This is a genomic window from Bradyrhizobium sp. USDA 4472, assembly GCF_054058595.1.
The window spans coordinates 6,761,722-6,780,204 of record NZ_JBSSAM010000001.1 but is presented as its reverse complement, the minus strand read 5'-3'; the positions used below and the strand labels follow the sequence as shown (position 1 = coordinate 6,780,204).

18 protein-coding genes are annotated in these 18,483 nt (G+C 65.4%); 8 read left to right on the top strand and 10 right to left on the bottom strand.

What is annotated here, in order from left to right; translation table 11 throughout:
* Nucleotides 1–45 precede the first annotated feature (45 nt).
* Together ACVWZ4_RS32010 and ACVWZ4_RS32005 are read right to left on the bottom strand one after the other, a co-directional pair.
* Nucleotides 46–546 carry a peptide deformylase gene (locus ACVWZ4_RS32010; RefSeq protein WP_456742295.1) on the bottom strand — a complete coding sequence of 167 codons (501 nt, stop codon included), beginning with the start codon at nt 544–546 and terminating at the stop codon, nt 46–48.
* A 10-nt stretch (nt 547–556) separates the two neighbouring features.
* Nucleotides 557–1,033 carry an Lrp/AsnC family transcriptional regulator gene (locus tag ACVWZ4_RS32005; protein WP_456741894.1) on the bottom strand — a complete coding sequence of 159 codons (477 nt, stop codon included), beginning with the start codon at nt 1,031–1,033 and terminating at the stop codon, nt 557–559.
* Between the two features lie 109 nt (nt 1,034–1,142).
* Here ACVWZ4_RS32005 and ACVWZ4_RS32000 point away from each other — a divergent pair, with 109 nt between their 5' ends.
* Nucleotides 1,143–1,676: an RBBP9/YdeN family alpha/beta hydrolase gene (locus tag ACVWZ4_RS32000; RefSeq protein WP_456703185.1), complete on the top strand. Its 534-nt coding sequence runs from the start codon at nt 1,143–1,145 to the stop codon at nt 1,674–1,676.
* Nucleotides 1,677–2,116: 440 nt separating this feature from the next.
* Nucleotides 2,117–3,346 (top strand): MFS transporter, encoded by a 1,230-nt coding sequence (locus ACVWZ4_RS31995; protein ID WP_456703186.1) that lies wholly within the window; start codon nt 2,117–2,119, stop codon nt 3,344–3,346.
* Between the two features lie 18 nt (nt 3,347–3,364).
* Here the strand turns inward: ACVWZ4_RS31995 and ACVWZ4_RS31990 are convergent, their stop codons facing one another.
* The 8 genes from ACVWZ4_RS31990 to ACVWZ4_RS31955 all read right to left on the bottom strand — a co-directional run bounded on the left by ACVWZ4_RS31990 (nt 3,365) and on the right by ACVWZ4_RS31955 (nt 12,332).
* Nucleotides 3,365–3,751 (bottom strand): ester cyclase, encoded by a 387-nt coding sequence (locus tag ACVWZ4_RS31990; RefSeq protein WP_456734905.1) that lies wholly within the window; start codon nt 3,749–3,751, stop codon nt 3,365–3,367.
* Nucleotides 3,752–3,807: 56 nt separating this feature from the next.
* Nucleotides 3,808–4,680: a bifunctional helix-turn-helix transcriptional regulator/GNAT family N-acetyltransferase gene (locus tag ACVWZ4_RS31985; protein ID WP_456741893.1), complete on the bottom strand. Its 873-nt coding sequence runs from the start codon at nt 4,678–4,680 to the stop codon at nt 3,808–3,810.
* Between the two features lie 61 nt (nt 4,681–4,741).
* Nucleotides 4,742–5,923: a VWA domain-containing protein gene (locus ACVWZ4_RS31980; RefSeq protein ID WP_456741892.1), complete on the bottom strand. Its 1,182-nt coding sequence runs from the start codon at nt 5,921–5,923 to the stop codon at nt 4,742–4,744.
* A complete protein-coding gene (locus ACVWZ4_RS31975) occupies nt 5,920–8,145 on the bottom strand; it encodes a DUF5682 family protein (RefSeq protein WP_456741891.1) in 2,226 nt (741 codons plus the stop codon). The genes ACVWZ4_RS31980 and ACVWZ4_RS31975 overlap by 4 nt, the downstream gene beginning before the upstream one ends.
* Nucleotides 8,146–8,149: 4 nt before the next feature.
* Entirely contained in the window at nt 8,150–9,226 is a 1,077-nt protein-coding gene (locus tag ACVWZ4_RS31970; RefSeq protein ID WP_456741890.1) for an ATP-binding protein, read from the bottom strand.
* Nucleotides 9,223–10,653, bottom strand: coding sequence for a DUF5691 domain-containing protein (locus tag ACVWZ4_RS31965; protein ID WP_456790440.1), 1,431 nt, complete (start codon nt 10,651–10,653; stop codon nt 9,223–9,225). The genes ACVWZ4_RS31970 and ACVWZ4_RS31965 overlap by 4 nt, the downstream gene beginning before the upstream one ends.
* Nucleotides 10,646–12,034 carry an SWIM zinc finger family protein gene (locus tag ACVWZ4_RS31960; RefSeq protein WP_456763630.1) on the bottom strand — a complete coding sequence of 463 codons (1,389 nt, stop codon included), beginning with the start codon at nt 12,032–12,034 and terminating at the stop codon, nt 10,646–10,648. Before ACVWZ4_RS31960 ends, ACVWZ4_RS31965 begins: the two co-directional genes overlap by 8 nt.
* A gap of 97 nt (nt 12,035–12,131) precedes the next feature.
* Nucleotides 12,132–12,332 (bottom strand): MmcQ/YjbR family DNA-binding protein, encoded by a 201-nt coding sequence (locus ACVWZ4_RS31955; protein ID WP_456741887.1) that lies wholly within the window; start codon nt 12,330–12,332, stop codon nt 12,132–12,134.
* A gap of 293 nt (nt 12,333–12,625) precedes the next feature.
* Here ACVWZ4_RS31955 and ACVWZ4_RS31950 point away from each other — a divergent pair, with 293 nt between their 5' ends.
* The 6 genes from ACVWZ4_RS31950 (at nt 12,626) to ACVWZ4_RS31925 (ending at nt 18,466) form a co-directional block, all read left to right on the top strand.
* A complete protein-coding gene (locus ACVWZ4_RS31950) occupies nt 12,626–13,252 on the top strand; it encodes a PadR family transcriptional regulator (RefSeq protein WP_456741886.1) in 627 nt (208 codons plus the stop codon).
* 292 nt (nt 13,253–13,544) lie between these two features.
* Nucleotides 13,545–13,883 (top strand): hypothetical protein, encoded by a 339-nt coding sequence (locus ACVWZ4_RS31945; RefSeq protein ID WP_456703195.1) that lies wholly within the window; start codon nt 13,545–13,547, stop codon nt 13,881–13,883.
* A gap of 84 nt (nt 13,884–13,967) precedes the next feature.
* Nucleotides 13,968–14,225, top strand: a complete 258-nt coding sequence (locus ACVWZ4_RS31940; RefSeq protein WP_456703196.1) for a hypothetical protein — start codon at nt 13,968–13,970, stop codon at nt 14,223–14,225.
* Between the two features lie 36 nt (nt 14,226–14,261).
* A complete protein-coding gene (locus tag ACVWZ4_RS31935; protein WP_456703197.1) occupies nt 14,262–14,522 on the top strand; it encodes a DUF4398 domain-containing protein in 261 nt (86 codons plus the stop codon).
* 384 nt (nt 14,523–14,906) lie between these two features.
* Complete coding sequence (locus tag ACVWZ4_RS31930; RefSeq protein ID WP_456738528.1) at nt 14,907–16,568, top strand: acetolactate synthase large subunit; 1,662 nt, start codon at nt 14,907–14,909, stop codon at nt 16,566–16,568.
* Nucleotides 16,569–16,639: 71 nt separating this feature from the next.
* Nucleotides 16,640–18,466 (top strand): chloride channel protein, encoded by a 1,827-nt coding sequence (locus ACVWZ4_RS31925; RefSeq protein ID WP_456734915.1) that lies wholly within the window; start codon nt 16,640–16,642, stop codon nt 18,464–18,466.
* The last annotated feature ends 17 nt before the right edge of the window (nt 18,467–18,483 follow it).

Below are 18,483 nucleotides of genomic sequence, written 5' to 3'. Positions count from 1 at the left end.
CGTTCGAATTGGGCGCTGGATTTGCCCGCGGCCGACCCGCGCGAATTACGAGTTTCGCGTCATCTTCTCGAACTTCCTCACCAGCCGTTCCCGCTTCAGCCGCGACAGCCGCTGGAGCCAGAATAAGCCGTCGAGCTGGTCGATCTCGTGCTGGTGGCAGACGGCACGCAAGGCCTCGGATTCCTCGCTTTGCATGATGCCGTCGGGGTCCTGATAACTGATGCGAACGCGGGCGTGGCGCTGGACGTCGTCGGTGACGCCGGGCATCGAGACGCTGCCCTCTGTGTGCAGGATCATCTCGGAAGAAGCCCATTCAATCTGCGGATTGACGTAAGTCTGCGGGCCAGTGGCGGCATCGAGCTCCAGCACCACGAGACGCAAGGGCACGCCGATATGCGGCGCCGTGATGCCGATCCCGGGCGCGGCGCGCATCGTCTCCAAAAGGTCTCTCGCAAGCTCCCGCAAGCCGTCGTCGAAGGCGGTGACGGGGCGGGCCGGCATGGCGAGCCGGCGGTCGGGATAGCGAACGATCGGACGAATGGTCATATCTGGCACGCTAGCCTCTCTGGATCAGCTCACGCCCGATCCGCTTCGGCGGCTCGCTCCGCAGCACGATGGCGGTCGTGACGGAGCCATACCGGGCAATCGCATCGACGATGCTCTCGAGCTCCGTGGGCGAGGGCACGATCACCTTGAGATGAAAGCAATCCTCTCCCGTCAGCCTCAGGACTTCGATGATCTCGGGCATCTCGGCGAATTGCTTCAGGCAGGCCTTGATGTGTTCGTGCGTCGTCCGCAGGCGGATGATCGCCATCATGTTGAGGCCGACCGAGCCCGGATCGATCACGGCGCGATAGGCCATGACGATCCCGCGCTCCTCCAGCCGCTTCAGTCGTTCCGAGGTGGCCGGCTGCGACAGGCCGACCTTTCGCCCCAATTCCGAGACGCTGATGCGGCCATCGTCCTGGAGCGTTTCGACGATCGCAATATCAGTCGGATCGAGAATGGGCTGGAAATCCCGGCTTCGCGTCATGACCTCTAATCTATCGGAACAGTGCCGCTCTTTCCGATGAATGCCAATTCCGTTTGCGGATGTAAACCGCCATGCTCCGCAGGTGCATGGCGAAACATCGAGGTGAGGCGTGACGGAATTCATCCATTTGCCTGGGATCGGCAACTCCGGCGAAGCGCATTGGCAAAGTCGTTGGGAGCTGGCTGACCCCGGCATCCGCAGGTTCAGTCCGGCGAGCTGGGATCAGCCCGATCTGGCCGACTGGATCGAGGCCCTCGACCGCGCCGTGCGCACAGCGAGAACGCCACCGGTGCTGGTGGCTCACAGTCTTGCCTGTCTGCTCGTCGCGCATTGGCAAAAACAAAGTGCCTCGCCCGTGAAGGGGGCGCTTCTCGTTGCTGTTCCCGATCCGCGCTCTCCGGCATTCCCCGCCGAGGCCGCGGCGTTCGCGTCCGTGCCGGACCAGCGCTTCCGCTTTGCCTCGATGATCGTGGCCAGCACCAATGACCCCTACGCGTCGCCGCGCTACGTGCGGGGAAGGGCAGGCCAGTGGGGCAGCGAACTGGTCGAGATCGGCGCGAAGGGGCATATCAATGCTGCGAGCAATCTCGGCGACTGGCCGGAAGGACGCCGCATCCTCCTGGACTTCGACGCGCGCATTTAGATGATGGACGGGTCAAGCCGTGTCGGTTCATCCTGGTTCAGTCGATCAGCATTGCCGCCGAGCCCCACGAGGTGTGGGCGGCCCTGATCGTCCCATAGCTCGGCCTCACGGAGCAAGGCGTCAATGCATTGTTCGACGCGTCGCAAACTGCGGAGCGGCGGCAACCATCACGGCTACGAGTTCTGCGGGATGATGACATGATGCCGGTGTTTTGCCCGACGAGTCAAATTTCGGCCTGACGTCGTGGGTTCCCCGCACTGCGATGGGCGTGCATCGTTAAGTCATTGATCCCTCTATGGCCGGCTACTGTGCATGGGGTTGTTTTCGAAATCTTGTTGGTGGGCCGCGAATGTTTGCCCTAAAAAAATGTCGCAAGACCTGTCTGCTTTCGCCGTTTCCATTCGTCTTCCACGTGAGACAGACATGACGGGAGACAAGGAATGACTGCTTCCAGATATCGCTGGGTGATCGTCGCCGCCGGCGGCCTGCTCGGCTGCGTCGCCATCGGCGGCATGTTTTCGCTGCCGGTGTTCCTGCAGCCGATCGCCAAGGAGACCGGCTGGTCGGTGACCGGCATTTCCAGTGCCATGACCATCGGCTTCCTGGCCATGGCGTGCAGCAGCATGATCTGGGGCACGTTGACCGACAAGTTCGGGCCGCTGCCGGTGGTGCTGACCGGATCGACCGTGCTGGCGCTGAGCCTGTTCGCCGCCAGCCACGCGACCTCGCTGATCGTGTTCCAGTTCGTGTTCGGCCTGTTGGTCGGCGGCTCCTGCGCTGCGATCTTCGCGCCGATGATGGCGACCGTCACCGGCTGGTTCGACACCCATCGCAGCCTCGCCGTCTCGCTGGTGTCGGCCGGCATGGGCGTGGCGCCGATGACGATGGCGCCGTTTGCGGCCTGGCTGGTGTCTCATCATGACTGGCGCACCGCGATGCAGATCGTGTCGCTGGTGGTCGCCGTCATCATGATCCCGGTCGCGCTGCTGGTCCGCCGTCCGCCGGCGCTGGCGCATCCGCCCGTCGCGGCAGCGGGTCCGGGCGGCCCGCAATCCGAGATGACGGTGGCTGAAGCGCTGCGCTCGCCGCAATTCCTGATCCTGCTCGCCACCAATTTCTTCTGCTGCGCCACACATTCCGGCCCAATCATCCACACGGTCAGCTATGCCGTGAGCTGCGGCATCCCCCTGATCTCGGCGGTGACGATCTACAGTGTCGAGGGGCTGGCCGGGCTCGGCGGGCGGATTGCCTTCGGCCTGATGGGCGATCGGCTCGGTGCCAAGCGCGTACTGGTCTCGGGCCTGCTCGCACAAGCCTTCGGCGCGCTCGCCTATGTCTTCGCCCATCAGCTCACGACCTTCTACATGGTCGCGACCGTATTCGGCTTCATCTATGCCGGCACCATGCCGCTCTACGCCGTGATCATCCGCGAGAACTTCCCGCTCAAGATGATGGGCACCGTGATCGGCGGCACGGCGATGGCGGGCAGCCTCGGCATGGCCACCGGCCCGCTCGCCGGAGGCCTGATCTACGATGCGTTCTCGAGCTACGCCTGGCTCTATATCGGCTCCTGGGCGATGGGGCTTGGCGCGTTCCTGATGGCGATGACGTTCCGCCCGTTCCCGAAGCCGCAGCAAGTCGAGCCCGCGCCGGCCCCAGTCGCGGCATGATCGGATCGAGGCGCAGCCTCAGAGCTGCGCCTCGATCGCCGCCTTGTCGATGACCGACCACACCTGCCGGATCTTTCCGTCATGAAATTCGTAGAAGACGTTCTCGCAAAAGGACACGCGCCGGCCGTTCACGGCGAGCCCCAGGAACTGGCCGGTCGGCGCGCAGTCAAACGTCAGTCGCGCGGCGATGCGCGGTGGCTCCGAGATCAGCATCTCGATGTTGAACTGCAGATCCGCAATCTCGCGGAAATCCTGCTCCAGCATCGCGCGATAGCCCGATAGCCCGAGCGGCCGCGCATTGTGGGCGACATCATCATGCACGAACCGGCCAAGCGTAGGCCAATCCTGCCTGTTCAGGCAGGCGATGTAATCGCGGTAGATGTCGGCGAGTCCGGCTGGCGTCATGGCGACACTCCCTGCGTTCCGAGGGTAATGCGGGAGCAGGGGGTTCGGTGCTCTGCTCAGAGCGGTTTTTCGAAGAACAGATCCGGGTAGGGATCGTCATTGAAGCGCGGGATCTCGCGCCAGCCGGTGGTACGGTAGAGCTGGCCGGCTTCGGGCAGCGCGCTGTTGGTATCGAGCCGCAGCAGCGAGATGCCGAGCGTACGCGCCGCATCCTCTGCAGCGTCCATCAGCCGTCTGCCGAGCCCCAATCCGCGCGCGGAGGGGGCGACCCAGAGCCGCTTGATCTCGGCATAGCCATGGTCGGTGCCCTTCAGGCCGACACATCCGATCGGCAGCGCGTCCGATACCGCGACGACGAAGCTGCCGCGCGGGCGGCGCATGTCCTTGGCATCGGGGTCGCGCGACAGCGACACGTCAAAGCCCTGTTTGAAGCGCCGTCCGAGCTCGGCGTAATATTCTCTCAGGCAATAGCGCGCCTCGTCGCTGCGCGGATCCATCTCAGTGAGCGCAATGCGATCGCGCGTCAGCGCGGACGCGATCAGATCCATTGCGGCGAGCAGCGCCTCGGCTTGCGAGTTCCGAGCGAGGAGGCTTTCGGCTTGCGCGTTGGATATCCTCTCATAGGCTGCAAATTCCCGCTGACCTGCACGCGTCAAGCTCGCGACGCGTCGCCGCGCATCGTCCGGGTGCGCATGCGTCTCGATCAGGCCTTCCTCTTCCAGGCTGCGCAACAGCCGGCTCATTAGCCCGGAGTCGAGGCCGAGATAGTCGCGGACCTCGCCGATGTCGGAGCGCCCGTGTCCGATCGCGTTGAGCACGCGCGCAGCCCCGAGCGGCCGGCCGCGCCCGAGGAACGAATGGTCGAGTGCGCCGACGGAGGAGGTCACCGCACGGTTGAAACGACGGACGCGGGAGACGGGATCGAGCATTGCCTGACTTTAGTCAGATATCGTGCTATGGTCAACTGAAGCTCTCGTCAGATTCAGGCATTCATCCTTCGGGCCGAATCAACTTGATGTCCCGATCGGCGGCCCAATCGGCAACGTCCTCACGCTTCAGCGCGGTCGCCATCAGGTCGGGAAACTGATCCGGCGTACAGGCAAAGACGGGGATGCCGAGGCTCGCAACCTTCGCCGAGAGGGCGGGGTTGTAGGACGGGCGACCGGTGTCGGTCAGTGCCAGCAGGACGATCACGTTGATGCCGCGCGCTGCGAGCCTGCCCAGGCGGTCGACCAGCGCGTCTGCATCGCCGCCTTCATAGAGGTCGGTGATCAGGACCAGATGCGCCTTGGCGGGGCGCTCGATGCGGTCCTCGCAATAGCCGACGGCGCGGTTGATGTCGGTGCCGCCGCCGAGTTGAACGCCGAACAGCACCTCGACGGGATCGGCGAGCTCCTCGGTCAGATCCACGATTGCGGTGTCGAAACAGACGAGCTTGGTTGCGACCACCGGCAGTGAGGCCATGACCGCCGCGAAGATGGAGGCGTAGACGACGGAGGTCGCCATCGACCCCGATTGATCGACGCACAGAATGACTTCGTCGAGATCGACAATGCGACGCTGCTGGCGCAGAAAGCCAATCAGCCGTTCCGGCACCACCGTGTGATGCTCGGCCTGATAATGGCGAAGATTGGCCTTGATGGTGCGCGGCCAGTCGATGTCGGCAAAGCGCGGGCGGTTGGTCCGCAGCGAGCGGTTGAGCGCACCGCGGACCGCATCCGCCGTGCGCCGCTCGAGCCGCTCCATCAATTGGCCCACCACCTTGGCGATGACGATCCGTGCGGTGTCCTTGGTCTTCTCCGGCATCACGCCGCGCAGCGCGACCAGATCGGCGATCAGGTTTACGTCGGCTTCGACGGTTGCGAGGAATTCGGGTTCGAGCAGCATCTGGCGAAGCCCCTTGCGCTCGAAGGCGTCTTTCTGGATCACCTGCACCACTGAGGCAGGAAAGAACTCCCTGATATCGCCGAGCCATTTCGCGACGCGTGGGGCCGAGCCGCCGAGCCCGCCGCGGCCTTTTTTCGGCCCCTCATCGCCGTCGCCGTAGAGCGCCGTCAGGGCTTCCGACATGCGGCGGTCGCTATCGGACAGGGGCGCACCGGCTCCGCCGTTCTCGGCATCGGCGCCGAGAGCCAGGGTCCAGCGGCGGCTACGTTCATCACTCTCGCTCATCGCGCAGCTCCCACCTTGAGAAGCGCAAGCACGCGCGCCTCGTGCAGCGGCCAGACGGCGCCGGCATCCGGGACAAGCCGATAGCCCTTCGCGCCGCCGGTGCCTCGCGCGAACAGCACATCCATCAAGCGCCGGCGCTCGTTGCGATCGAGCGCCGAGAAGACGCGGCGGAACAGCGGCAGGCCGGCGGTAAAGCCATCTTCGGGGAGCGCCAGCAGCCAGCCGTCGACTGCGCTGCGCAGCGCCGCGTCATGGATCAAGCGTTGGCCCGCGCCCTCGAAGAAGCCTTCGAAAAAACCGGCCGCCTCGGCAACAGGCGTACCGGGCGAAAGCATGCGTGCCAGCAGGTCGGCGGTGTGATCGGCGGCCAAGAGCTCGGCTTCGTAGAGCAACCGCGCCGCGGTGCCGGCGATCAACCGCGTGGTCTGGTCATCATGCAGCAGGGCGGTCAGCGCCTCGCGCCATCGGGCGACGATGTTGGCGTCGAGCTGGGCCAGCTGGATCGCGGCATCGGCTGCGAGGATCGCGCCGCGCAGCTGGGATGCTGCCGGACCATCCAGATTGCGGGAGGCGTAGGGCAGGGCGATGGCCGCCTGCACGACGATCCGCGGCATCAGGGCTGCCAGATGCTCGACGGTGCCGGCACGCGCCTCGCCGTAGCGCAGGATGTCGGCCATTGGCGGCAAAGCGTCGAGCAACGCTTGTCCGTCGCTGGTGAGGGCTGCCTTGGTTTCGAGCGCCGAGATGCCGGATTCGGTGGCGCGCGGCAGATCGGCGATCATGGCGTTGCGCACGAGGCTCGCCAGCGCGCCAAGCTCCGCCTCCTTGCTCATCGCCTCGATCAGGCGGCCGCCGGCCGCTTCGGCGATGGTCGAGCCATAGAGCAGGTTCTCGACCAGCCGCACTGCGAATTCCGGCTCCCAGCGCAATTGCCAGTTCTCGCGAAACGTTCCGCGGCTGCGGCCTGCGTCCGTCAGCCGTCCCCAGGGCACGCCGAGCGCGCCCAGCCGGTGCAGCAGCGTCGAACGCATCAGCCCGCTTTCGCTGCGCAGATCGAGCGTCAGCGGCCGTTCGAGCGCTTCCGGTTTCAGCCGCGTCGCCTTCTGCTGGCGCTGGAGATCGTCCAGCAGCGGCGCCAGTGGCGTCGACGGCGGGATCGAGCCGACACCCGCGCCGATCAGGAGCTCGGCCGCGACGTCGTCCCATACGGCCCGTTCGCCGTTGCACAGGCATGCGATTGCCGCCTCGCGCAGCTCCTCGAAGCCGGGTGAGGGCCGCTCGCGCAGCGCCGCGAGCGCGATGCCGAGACGCTGCGCCTCGATCACCGAGGCGGTCGAGACGAAATGACCGCCGTCGCGCAGCACGCGCGTCACCTTGGCGAGCCAAAGGGCAACGCGATCGCCCTCGCGCGTCTCCCAGAGATGCGCGCACCAGCCGGGAGCGACCACGCCCGCGCCATAGCCGCTCGCACGTGCCAGGCGCGGCGCAGTCCATGGTGCCCAGGTTGCCTTGATCTTCGCCTTGGGCCGGCCCTTGAGCAATTCGCGGTCAGCCGGAAGGCTGCGTCGCTCCGTGAGCGCCGGCACGTGCCAGGCGCCGCAAACGACGGCGACGGCGCCCTCGCACTCCTTCGCCGCTTTCGCGATCTCGATCCGCATATGCGCTTCGCGCGCGGCTTCGCGAGCCGATAGCGGCTTTTCTTGCGCGCGCAGTGCCGTCATCGCCTCAGTGACGGCAGCGAACACAGGACCTGTCGCGGGATTTTCCTCGATGACGTCCGACCACCAGGACTCGCCGTCGTCATACCCTGCCGCCGTCGCGAGCGCGCCGATTGGATCACGGCTGACCGGGTCCTCCTCCGATCTTGCGGCAATCTCCTCCGCGATGTCGCTGGCCGAACTGCCCAAGCGATCTGAGGCAGGCAGGTCGATGAAGCGCAAGGCTGCACCGTGGCGCACGGCCCAGCAGGCAGCCTGGTATTCCGGCGAATAGTCGGCAAAGGGATGGAAGCTCGCATGGGCCGGATTGTCTTCGGCATAGGTGAGCAGCGCCACCGGCGTCACCATGTCGGGGTCGGCGAGCATGGGCAGCAGCTCGGAGGCATCCGAGGGCCCCTCGATCAGCACCGCGACGGGCTTGAGCGCATCGAGCGCCTCCACCAGGCGCCGCGCCGATCCCGGCCCGTGATGCCGGATACCGAACAGATGGATGTCGCCGGCCATGGCGTCAGATCAGGTCGGTCAGCGAAGCGTAATAGCCTTCGAAGCCGCGCTTCTTCTTCAGCACGGTCTCGAGATATTCGCCGAGCACGGCCGTATCCTGCACCGGATCCTTGACGACCGCGCCGATCATGTTGCTGGCGAGTGTCTCAGCCGTCAGCTTGCCGTCGTTGAAGAAGGTCGCCTGGCTGATGCCGCCGACCATCACGGCAATCGCTTCGGCGGTCGAGAGGCCGCCGGAGGGCGATTTCAGCGCGACCTTGCCGTCCTCGGTCGAGCCCGAACGCAGCTCGCGGAAGATCGCGACCACCCGCGCCACTTCCTCAGCGACGTTCTTCGGGGCCGGTAGATCGAGGTTCTGCGCCATCTCGCCGACGCGCTTGACGACGATCGACACTTCTTCCTGGGCGCTGTCGGGCAGCGGCAACACGACCACGTTGAAGCGGCGCTTGAGCGCCAAGGACAGTTCGTTCACGCCTTTGTCGCGATTGTTGGCGGTCGCGATGATGTTGAAGCCACGTTGCGCATAAACCGCGGTGTTGAGCTCCGGGATCGGCATCATCTTTTCGGACAGCACGGTGATCAGCGTGTCCTGCACGTCGCTGCCCATGCGCGTCAGCTCCTCGAACCGGCAGAGCTTGCCGCCTTCCATCGCGCGCATCAGCGGGGTCGACACCAGCGCTTCGCGGCTCGGCCCGTGGGCGAGCAGCTGAGCGTAGTTCCAGCCGTAGCGGATCTGGTTCTCGTCGGTTCCGGCGGTGCACTGGATCACGAGCGTGGAGTCACCGGTGATGCCGGCGGCGAGGTGTTCGGAGACCCAGGATTTGGCGGTGCCGGGCACGCCGAGCAGCAGCAGCGCGCGGTCGGTTGCAAGCGTCGCAACGGCGGTCTCGATCAGCCGCTTGTCGCCGACATATTTCGGCGTGATCGCGGTGCCGTCGGCCGCCGTACCGCCCATCAGATAGGTTACGACCTGGCGCGGCGACAGCGCCCAGCCGGGTGGGCGATGGCCTTCGCCCGCCGCGAGCGCCTTCAGCTCGGACGCAAAACTGTCCTCAGCGGGCAACCGCAGTTTCTCGCTCATGGCTTTTCTCCTTGATCGTCCAACGCGGCGTTGAGCCGCAGCATGTCGAGGCGGGGATCGGCTTGCAGTAGGCCTGCGCCGGTCAGTTGCTCCAGCGATCGTCGCGCGCCATCGCGCGAGGCGATAAGGCCCAGCGCATGAAGTTCCGCAACATGATCGGAAGGCTTGGCAGCATCGCGCCGAAGCTCGGTCAGCAGCTTGGCACCTGATGGCGCCGACAGCAGATCGTCGAGCCGTGCGGCAACGCCGGCGACCGCCTGCGCCATCTCGAAGCGGAAGCCGTGCGTGTGCAAACCTGCCGCCGCGAACCTGGCCCGTTCAGCGGGCGCCAGCCGCGGCGCCAGCGCCGCGATGAGGCCGCTCGCATCGTACTCGCTGACGACGCCGGCAGCCTGCGCGAGCTGCGCGTCGGTGCCGGTCTCCACGATCATCTTGATCAACCCAGCGTCGGCCGCCGGGTCCACGTTCCAATCCCAGGCAGCGATCAAATCCTGCGGGGCGAGGCCGAGCGCGTCCGAGAACGACGTCAGATCGGCACCCTCGAGCATGACTTTCCGTCGCTGCCACTGTGCCGGCGTCTTGGGAGTTTCAAAGTCGATCACGCGGGAGCGACGCAGCAGCCCCTTCGTCTTCACCGAGAAGAAACCGGCGAGCTCCGCAATGTCTTCGCCCAGGGCGGGACCGTGGCCGAGACGGGCGAGCATGGATGTTGCCATGGCCTTGACCTTCGGCGCGCGATCGTTCGTCACAAGGTTTTCGAGAAGGGCAACATCGTCACCCGACAATCGCTCCGACAGAAGGCTCAACAGGCGCAGCCGCGCATCGGCGTTCTCGCTGCCGAGCCTGGCTTCGAGCAGCGCACGCGCCGCGGAGGGGTCGCGTCGCCTGAGTTCGATCAACGCGGCCTTGCGCGCGGCCGGCCAGAAGTCGTCCCAATTGTCCCCCGTGAGCTGGTCGCCGGTCTGTCGCGGCGTCGTCTCGCCGGCCGCGGCGAGTGCGGCCCAGTCGCGCCATGCTGCATAGACGTCCGGCGCATCCTCATTGCTCGCATCAGGCATCCAGTCGGCAGGATGTGTTGTCCAGCCACGCGCGGCGAGGAAGTGGATGACATCGGCTTTGGACGCTGCGTCCTTGCTCGCCGCAAGGATACGGCGCACCAGCGGCCGCAATGTCTCAGGCACGGTCGGCCGCGCGAGCGCAGGGATGTCGGGCAGCACCCGCAGTGCAGAGGGTGGTTCGCCTGTCACGATTGTGCCGAGGAATTGGCCGGACAGAGCGAGCAGTCGCAACTCGGCCTCGACAGGATCGTCGCCAAGGTCGACGCGCCAGATTGATGCTGCGGAAGCTGCGGTCGAGCCCATGGTCCAGCGTGTCACGATCGTGCCCATGGTCTCGAAGATCGCCTCCGCGCTGGCTGTTTCAGTCATGGCTGCCGATCCTTCCCCAAGAGGACTGTGCAGCGAGGATCGTGAGCCGGTTGCCCGACCAGATTGCGGCGGTGCGCGTCAGTTCGGTGCCGGAGAGCAAGCCCTCCGCCTTGCCTGCGACGGGCAGCGCGGCCGCGCCGTCGGCCGCGCGCCACCAGGCGCCCCCGGCATCGTCACGTGCGATCCGTCCCTGCGGCAGCAGCAGGGGAATCTCGATCGTCCACGGCTCGGCCAGCAGCGGCTGCGTCAATGCATTGGAGAGCGTTTGATTCGGCGCAGGCCATTCGGGCGTCAGCGTGGCCTGCGCGGCGTCGCGCCGGACGAGCAGGGCACGCAGCGGCCGTTGCGACGGGTAGAAGACGAGCTCGCCCTGGAAGCGCTCGCCGGGCGTGAAGACCGAACCACGTCGTCCGGCACTCGCAGGAAAAAAGTCGAGCAGCATGGCGAAGCGCGGGCCCGATGCGGCGAGATTGAGCAGCCATGTGGTTTGCGAGACCAGGCCGTCGCGCCGTGTCTGCACCTGTTCGGCCAGCACTTCCCATTGCGCATCGATCCGCGGTGCGCTCGGATCGGCCAGCACCATCTCGCGCGTCTCCGATGTTGCCACACTGCGCCGGATCGCGGCATCCCGCGGCGCGCCGCGGAAGGCGCGCGCAAGCAGCACCAGCTTGCCGAACTCGACGACGGCGCCGCGCGGCCGGTCACCCGCATCGAGCGCGAGCAGGCGGGCCGGCAATTCGTCGATCCGGCTGGCGAGTGCCGTGGCCTTGCCGTCGACCAGGCGCGCGGCGATACGCCGGCATCGCGCGGTGGCATCGTCGATGAAGCCGGACAGGCCCAGGCGGAGCTGATCGCCGATCCACTGCTCGAGCGCATCCAGCGCTTCCAAGATCGCGCGCTCGGTCTCTTCGTTTCGTTTGGCTGCCTGTGCCTCACGCCGCGCGACATCCTTCGGATCTTCAGTGGCCTCTTGCTCGATGACGCGTGCGGCGCGCAGATCCTTCTCGCCGAACCGAGCGGCGGCGCCTGCCGGCTTTGCAGCCGATGGGCCGCGCCGACGCCCGAGCCAGTCGCTGACCCAGGCGGGCGTATCGGCGGGCGCAAACGGCACGATGGATTCTGCGTTCAGCCACAACAGGCCGAGCACATGCTTGCAGGGGAATTTTCGTGACGGGCAGGTGCATTTGTTGCCGAGGTCGCGGAGATCAGCCATCACCCGGTAGGGATTGGCGCCCGAGCCCGCGCATTCGCCCCAGATCAGCGCGCCATCCGGACTGCCGCCGACGCCGGACCATTTGGCGGGCTTGGCAAGGCCGGCAGCCGCCTTGAGCGAGGATTGATCGGTAGCGAGTTGCTCGATCGCCTTCAGATCAATCGCCACGCCGCTTCCCAATTCGAATCCAGGACAGGCAGTATATCGGGGAGGGATGAAATCTCAATGTCGCCGCGCGCAGCTGATCGGTTGCACGCGGAGATCGTCATGCGGGCCGGGTCTCCAGCGACACAAGCCCGAGCTCGTTGCGCGCCTTTCTCGTCAGCTTTGCCACGATCAACGCGTGGGCCTGAGCGAGATAGGCCGTGAGCTCGGCATCCTCCAGCACGCTGTTGCTGACAAGCTGCACCCATTTGGCCCGTGCGAGATAAGGCGCGGGCCGCGCCAGGCGGTGTTCGATCAACATGGCTTAGGCCATGTTCGAGACCTTGAACATGTAGCCGCCGGACCTTGCGGCAAAGCCACCGCAAATCGCGAACATCTTGCCGCTGACCTTGAACACGGAGGTGCCTTCCCCTTGCACAACCTTGGTTGCGGCGGGGAGGAGCAGGCAGCGTGCTTCCGAAGGTCCTGGGTGTCACGCGGTTTCGATCGCGAGATAGCACCCCGCGCGGCTCCGCTCGCGATCACGGACCCGTGATTTGCCCCAAAGCTATCGCCAGTTATATCGTAAGATATGTTTTGAGAAAGGAACCAAATATGTTCACCAAACACAGAGACCACAGGGATTTCCACTTTGGCCACTTCGCCCATTTCGCCACGGGCCGTCACGGCGGACGGCATCGCTTCGGCCGCGGCGGGCATGGCTTTTTCGGCCGGGGCGGCGACGACTTTCCGGGAGCACGGCGTCTCGCCTCACAGGACCTCCAGCTCGTGATCCTGGCGCTGCTCGCCGAAAAGCCCGCGCATGGCTACGAGCTGATCAAGATCATCGAGGAGCGATCCGAGGGATTCTATACGCCGAGCCCCGGCGTGATTTATCCGGCACTGACCTATCTCGAAGAGGTCGGCAACGCGAGCGTCGCACAGGATGGCGGCCGCAAGCTCTACAGCATCACGCCGCAGGGCGAGGCCTATCTCGCCGAGCAACGCGGCACTGCTGATGCGATCCTCCAGGCGCTGTCGCGGATCGGACGCCGCATGGACGAGGTGCGCGAGGCCTTTGCCGGCGTCAGCGATCTCGATGCCGACGCCTCCGACGAGCTGCACCACGCCCGCCACAACCTCAAGCGCGCGCTGCGGTCCAAGCATGGCAGCGATTCTGCTGAGGCGCGTCGCATCGCCGGAATCCTGGAGCGCGCGGCCGCGGACATCCTCGGCAAGTAAGGGAAGCATGACTAGACGGCTCGCCGGGCTGCGGTGGTCGCTTGCTCGCCCGTGAGGTGATCGTGTCGCTCAAGGTGCAGTGGGGGCACCATCCCTTGCGTCGCCAGATGGACAAAACACGCTAGCGGTGGGGCCATCCGCGCACCCGAAAATGTTCATCCGCAATCCCCAAAATATTTCGCATCCTGCGCTTCACCGAGACGTGAGGATCACCGCATGAAATATCCTTCCACCCTAACCTTGGCTCGGTCGCATAATCGGCCCGTAAACGGGATGGCCAACGGGGGTTGCCATGCACCGGTTTGTCGCCAAGGCCAACGTCGATCATTACATCGGCCTTCTGAACGGAAGTGATCTCGCGCCTGACCATCGAACGCGCATCACCAAGCTGCTGATCGAGGAGGAGGACCAGCTCAGCCACGATCTGGAGCATCTGGAATTTGCTGAACGGACAGCCGCAAATGGTCGCGACCACGTGCGCCGCGTCAGAAGAGCTCGGGATGACTTTGCTTTCGGCTCAGCGGACCGCGAGTTGGCCGAACGGTTGCTCGTGAACTGCGAAAACCTTCAGACGGTGCTGGAGGATTTCTGTCACCGCTTGCGCGCGAAGATCAACTCGCGCGGCATCTGACCATCAATCAGCCCGCCGCGCGCACGAAAGCGCCCCGAAAATACGATGGCCCGCGATTCACATATGTGCTCGCAGGAACCAAGGATGCCGGGGAAACTCGGCAAACCGGTGGGTGTCTCATTTCCTTGGAATGCTTCCATGCCATCACCGATCGAGCCGCTTGTTTCCGCTTATGTGAGCCTGAAGGACTGGAAAGCGTTGGAGAGTATGCGAGACCTTCGACGCCGGTTGCTGATTGAAGAATTCTGGGCCCCGACCGCTCTAAAGTATGTTCAGGAGGACCTGCGGGTAATCGAAGAGGGGCTTGCGCATCTGCGTGGCTCTGCCGTGGCGCCATTCTAGCACTGCCGATAGCATGGTCCGATGCTGACCCTTCGCTTGATCGGCCTCGACGACTACAAAGTGCGCGAGGACGGCCATCAAATCGGTCGCATCCGCTTCGATGATCATTTCTGGTCGTGGACGGTCACGGTGACGCTGCCCGGTCCACCCTCAGGCTCGGCCGCGAGCCTCGAAGATGCCAAGGCGCGGTTCAAGGCGGCGTGGCAGGACTTCAAGAGCAAGCAAGCTCCGGAGGAGCTGGCGAAGGCGTTCGAGCAGATGGCGAATGCCAACCGGCCGGGACGCTTCGGGCGGTGATCTGCGCGCTCGGCTTTCGCGAAGCCCGATCGTTGTGGCGCGGGATCAACTGTAACTCGTGCGATACGGTTGTGGATAGCAAGTCTTTCAAAGGAGCAGTCCGCTCCTTTGAGCCTCCTCGCCTCCGTCGCGACTGGCGTTGCCGGTGCGGTTGGCAAGGAAACATTTGCATCAGTTGGAATCCGCTTGGGTGAGCCTTTTTGGCTCACCTTTTGAGCCGCTTTGGCTCCCCCCGCCCTCGGCCAACTCGTGCCCGACCGACCTTGCCGGTGCGGGACGATGTGGAAGCAGCTGCGACACTCTTCGTGAGTTGTGCATGCGGCCCACTCGGCTACGATGCGCGCGCTCCTTGATCACCCGGAGCCGGCAGCAAGCGGAGACGACATGAGCGAGCGGGACCGCAAAGTGAAAGGATCGGACTTGTTCGTCGCGGCGCTGGAGAACGAAGGCGTCGACCGCATCTTTGGCGTCCCCGGCGAAGAAAACCTCGATCTCGTGGAATCGCTGCGTACCTCCAGGATCGAGCTGGTCTTGACCCGCCATGAGCAAGCCGCCGCCTTCATGGCCGCCACGCACGGAAGGCTGACCGGCAAGCCCGGCGTCTGTCTCTCGACGCTGGGCCCGGGCGCGCTCAATTTGTCCACCGGGGCTGCCTATGCAAATCTCGGCGCGATGCCGATGATCCTGATCACCGGGCAGAAGCCGATCATGAGCAGCCGGCAGGCGCGCTTCCAGATCGTGGACGTGGTCGCGACCATGAAGCCGCTGACGAAGCTGTCGCGGCAGATCGTCAGCGCGAGCTCGATTCCAACGGTGGTGCGCGATGCCTTCCGCGTGGCAATGGAGGAGCGGCCGGGACCGGTGCATCTCGAATTGCCCGAGGACATCGCAGGCGACGAAGTCGATGCGGTGCCCGTGATCCCGGTCCACCCGATCGAGATTCCCGTCGCGCACCGCGCCGCGCTCGATCGGGCCGCCGAGATCATCCTGGCCGCAAAGCGACCGCTGGTGATGATGGGGGCCGCGACCAGCCGGCCGCGCTCGACCCACGGCATCGCCAGCTTCGTGCGGCGAACCGGCATTCCGTTCTTCACCACGCAGATGGGCAAGGGCACCGTGCCCGGCGGCACCAATCTTTACATGGGCACTGCGGCACTGTCCGAACGCGACTATGTGCATGACGCAATCGACGCCGCCGACCTGATCGTTGCGATCGGGCATGACCCGATCGAGAAGCCGCCCTTCATCATGGGTCCATCGGGCCCGAAGGTCATCCACGTCAGCTACACCTCGGCCAGCGTCGAGCTGGTCTATTTTCCTGATGCGGAGGTGGTCGGCGATGTCGGCCCGAGCCTGGAACTGCTGGCTGATCGGCTCGAAGGCAAGCTGCCGCAAGCGGCGGCGCTGTTGCCCTTGCGGGAGGAGATCCTCAATCACATCGCCGACCGCGCCACCGAGACGCGCTGGCCGCCGACGCCGCAGCGCATCGTGCACGACATCCGCCAGGTCATCCCCGAGAACGGCATCGTCGCGCTGGACAACGGCATGTACAAGATCTGGTTTGCGCGCAACTACCGCACCCGCGTCGCCAACACGCTGCTGCTGGACAATGCGCTGGCAACGATGGGCGCCGGCCTGCCGTCGGCGATGATGGCGGCGATGCTCCATCCCGACCGCCGCGTGCTCGCGGTCGCCGGCGACGGCGGCTTCATGATGAACAGCCAGGAGATGGAGACCGCCGTCCGCCTCAAGCTCAATCTCATCGTGCTGGTGCTGGAGGACAACGCCTACGGCATGATCCGCTGGAAGCAGGCGGTCGATCACTTTGCCGATTACGGCATGACCTTCGGTAATCCGGACTTTTCGCTCTACGCCAAGGCCTACGGCGCCACCGGTCACCGCATCGACAGCATCGAGAGCTTTGGTCCGACGCTTGATGCCGCTTTTAGGGCAGGCGGTGTGCACCTGGTCTCGATCCCGATCGACTATTCGGAGAACGTGCGGGTCCTGGTCGACGAGCTGCGCGCGCGGCAGGCAGGCTCATAGCAGTCATTCCTTGATATATATCGTAGTGCGATATATTGCACGGGCGAAGATTCTCCCGAAAAGAGCTATCCATGCGCCAGACCCCCGACATGACCGGCGGCCTCCCGCGTCCTCGCGGCAAGCCCGGAGATTTTACCGCCGACCGGCGCGTGCTGGTCCTGATCGGCATGGCGCTGCTGGTCGGCAGTCTTGGCGCCGGGGCCGCCTGGGTGTTGCTGAAGCTGATTGCGCTGGTGACCAATCTGGTCTGGTTCGGCCATTTCAGCACCGAGAACGTCTCACTCGCGAATGCCCACCCGGGAATCTGGATGGTCCTGGCACCGGCGCTGGGCGGTCTCGTGATCGGGCTGATGGCGCGGTTCGGATCCGAGAAGATCCGGGGTCACGGCATCCCGGAAGCAATCGAGGCGATCCTGATCGGCGGCAGCCGGATGCAGCCGAAGGTCGCGATTCTAAAGCCATTGTCGTCGGCGGTTTCGATCGGCAGCGGCGGTCCGTTCGGCGCCGAAGGACCGATCATCATGACAGGCGGCGCGATCGGCTCGATCTTCGCCCAATGCTTTCATCTCACCGCGGCCGAGCGCAAGACGCTGCTAGTCGCGGGCGCAGCCGCCGGCATGACGGCGATCTTCGGCACGCCGATCGCGGCGGTGCTGCTCGCGGTCGAACTGCTGCTGTTCGAATGGAAGCCGCGCAGCTTCCTGCCCGTGGTGACGGGGGCGGTGATCTCGGCGGCATGGCGCCCGTTGCTGTTCGGAACGGGACCGCTGTTTCCGTTCGCGCAGCATCCGGACCTGCCCTGGTGGGGCCTGGCGGCTGCGATCGGCGTCGGCATCGTCGCGGGCCTGCAATCGGGACTGATGACGCGATTACTCTACGCCGTCGAAGATCTGTTCGATCGTCTGCCGGTGCACTGGATGTGGTGGCCGATGCTCGGCGGCCTCATCGTCGGTCTCGGCGGCTTGATCGATCCCAGCGCTCTGGGCGTCGGCTACGACGTCATTGCCGATCTCCTGTCCGGCCATATGGCGCGCGACGAGGCGATCCGGCTCCTGCTGGTGAAATCAGTGATCTGGGTGGTCGCGCTGGGCTCGGGTACCTCTGGCGGCGTATTGGCGCCATTGCTCATCCTCGGCGGCACGGCCGGCTGGATGGAGGGGCTCGTGCTGCCGGGGGGCACGTCGTTCTGGGCCCTGGTCGGCATGGCCGCGATGATGGGCGGCACGATGCGCTCGCCGCTCACCGGTGTGATGTTCGCGATCGAGCTGACCGGCAATATCGACATGCTGCTGCCGCTGCTGGCGGCGACCGGCGCGGCGCATGCCGTCACCGTTCTGTTGCTCAAGCGCTCGATCCTGACCGAGAAGATCGCGCGCCGTGGTCAGCACATCACGCGCGAATACGCGATCGATCCGTTCGAGCTGCTGCGCGCCTCCGATGTCATGGCCACCCACGTCGATACACTGCCGGTCGACATGTCGATCGACACGGCAGTCGCGTTCTTCACCTCGGATCAGCGGCGTCACAAATCCTATCCCGTCGTCGCGTCCGATGGACGGCTGACGGGCATGGTGACCCGTGCCGATGTGCTTCGCTGGCGCACCGGGGGCGATCATCAGGCTGCAACGCTCGACGACGTGGTGTCCGATACCTCGGTCGTGCTGGCGCATCCTGACGACGTGCTGGGCCGGGTCGCCGATCTCATGGTCGCTTCCGATCTCGGACGGCTGCCGGTGGTCGATCGCGCCAGTCATCGCGTGGTCGGCCTAGTCGCGCGCAAGGATTTGCTGCGAATTCGCGCGGTCGTGAACGCGCAGGAGGAGGATCGCAACGCCTATTTCCTGCGCGAAAAGGCGCTTGTGCCGGAGGCGCGGATCGCGGAAGGTCAGCCCCTCTGAACTCCAGCGCCGACAGG